Source organism: Streptomyces sp. NPDC059256, assembly GCF_042753785.1.
Classification (GTDB): Bacteria; Actinomycetota; Actinomycetes; order Streptomycetales; family Streptomycetaceae; genus Streptomyces.
Genome location: NZ_JBHYZO010000053.1, coordinates 1 through 2,164, shown reverse-complemented (window position 1 = coordinate 2,164; position 2,164 = coordinate 1). Strand labels below are relative to the sequence as shown.

Genomic DNA, 2,164 nt, shown 5'->3' with positions numbered 1-2,164 from the left:
CAGGTCTGCGATGCAGTCAGGGCGTTCTTCCGCAATGAGGTCGCCCGTGTCATCGACCGTGCGCAGGGCGGCATCGCAGCGCGCACGAACCACCCGTGCCCGTCGGGCCGGTGGGAGGTTGATGTCGTGTGCCCCGGAGACAGCGTCAGGCACGCGTGTAAACGCCCAGGAAGCGTCCGCCTGCCCCCGCTACCCGAAATCCACCATGGACCATGGACGTTGTCCCCCGTGTCGGGACAGTGGACGGAGAGAGCACCCGGACAAGCGCCGCCATCGTTCCGGGTCTGTGAAGAATGCGCGGGACGGCGCCCCCCGCAAAGGAGCCCTTGGGCCGCATTCAGGCAGGTCAGAAGCACATCAAGATGGATGTGGTGCACAGGTTGCCTTCTTGTGACCTTGCGAAGGGCGCTGCATCCAGATCACATTGGCGAGGCCCGTCGTTGGACCCGCTGTAGGCAACAGCGTTGGCCACGCATCGTCATGGATCCCCTGCAGCAGGGACGCCAATGCCCGGCCTGTGGGCGCATCGACGTGCAGACTCATGGGCAACTTCCGTTCTCTCGTGCTTCGTCACTCGACATCTCGAAGCGTGGAGAACAGCCGTCTCCGCTGTCTCGGGAAGAACCGCAGATCAGCAGGTCGGGTGACCCGCGAGGTTCAGGTCATGACGTAACGATGGTTCGGTCTGTATAGAGACGCCATGTCCCCTCCGCCATTCCGCTCCATCGACCCTCACCTATGTAGCGTGGGGAGAGGAACTGCCAGGCGACGGTTCCCACCATTTGGTCGACGACTGCGGCAATTGCCACTCGGGCAGCGGGATCGGCGGCGGTCTGCAGCTCAAGGATCCGCCGCTCGGTTTGCAGGGCAAGGCCGTGAACGTGGGTGACGGCTTCCTGGAGGTCAGCTCCAGTCTCCTGCATATAGAGACTGACATAGTTGCAGGGGTCACGACCCAATAGCACTTCTTTGCGATAGGAGATGATGTCGTTGAGATATATTGAATTCCAGACAGCCGTATCGACGGCCTCTTCCAGTTCGAGGGTGGCGTAAGGGCTTGCGTCTATAGCAAGGGCGTATTCACACAACAAATACGACCAGTGCATTCCGCTACTCCCGGACCGAGCCTTTACATAGGTTGGTATGTCTTGGGGCGCACGCCCAGTCCTCATTTCGTCCTCGGCGGCAAAACCGCTGATCATGTAGTTCATCACATTGACGAAGCGGTCCCACTGTGCGGGCGGCATCTTCGATTTAATGGTATTTGCGATGGGCGTGATGATGTCGAATGGCGTATCTGTAGTACGCCCCATGACGGCTTGACGCATCGCGGGGTAGATGGATTCATCACCAACGGCGAATCCGTTAGTACACAGGTCGTCCAGTGCGAACCAGGTAATTATCCAGTCCCCAATGTCTGCCAGCCTGTCCGGAATTCCATCCGGATAATGGAAGGCTAGGTACTGTCCATGCTCCTCCCGGGTGAAGTTTTGAAAACTGGATTCAGTGGGGAACAGATGGCGAACCTTTTCATAGAATTCACTGGTCCGCCCTTCAAGCCAGTGGAGGTGAGGGCTGCACCTAGGTTTTAAGTAACGGAAGAAGGGGCCCAGAGTGAACGTGCCCAGTAGTGGTTGATCGATAGCTGCCACGATAGTTTCCTTCCGTTAATTCCCGTATCCGGGTGCGGCTGGTTGGCGTGGAGAAAGCGTCGCCGAGACTGATCTATCTGGAGTCGGACTGGTTCGTCGGCGCTGCGATCTGGCGGGGCACGTAACCGACCCGTACCCGTAGTTCGCGCAGGTCGGGGTTGCGGTTGCAGACGGCGTCCAGGGGAGAAGCCCAATGGCGCCGCCTTCCCGTATACCAGGTACTGCCGCTCGGCATCTCCCTCCAATCAACTCGCGGAAAGAGCCGCTAGGGAAGGGTGCCGGGCATGATAAATGTGTGCGTCCGTTGCGAGATTGCGCCTTTGTGAAAAGCTGCCGGGAATGTCGGCGAATGCCGCCCCCAGCGGGGTCGGGCGGTCGTCGCGGCCGAACATGCGCAGTAGGCCGTAGAATCAGACCTGGCCGGTGATCAGAGAACCGGCAACCTTCAGCATGTCCGGCCAGTGCGTGGTCACCTTGTTCAGATTCACGTGGCCAGAAACACGGCCGTGCCC

The 2,164-nt window shown here is 59.7% G+C and carries 1 protein-coding gene and 1 pseudogene; both read right to left on the bottom strand.

The features are described 5' to 3' along the window. Window positions 1-662 precede the first annotated feature (662 nt). A complete protein-coding gene (locus ACFXJL_RS34755; protein WP_384699484.1) occupies window positions 663-1,652 on the bottom strand; it encodes a terpene synthase family protein in 990 nt (329 codons plus the stop codon). A gap of 341 nt (window positions 1,653-1,993) precedes the next feature. Further along, a pseudogene (locus ACFXJL_RS34750) lies at window positions 1,994-2,164 on the bottom strand (Tn3 family transposase); the annotation flags it as partial.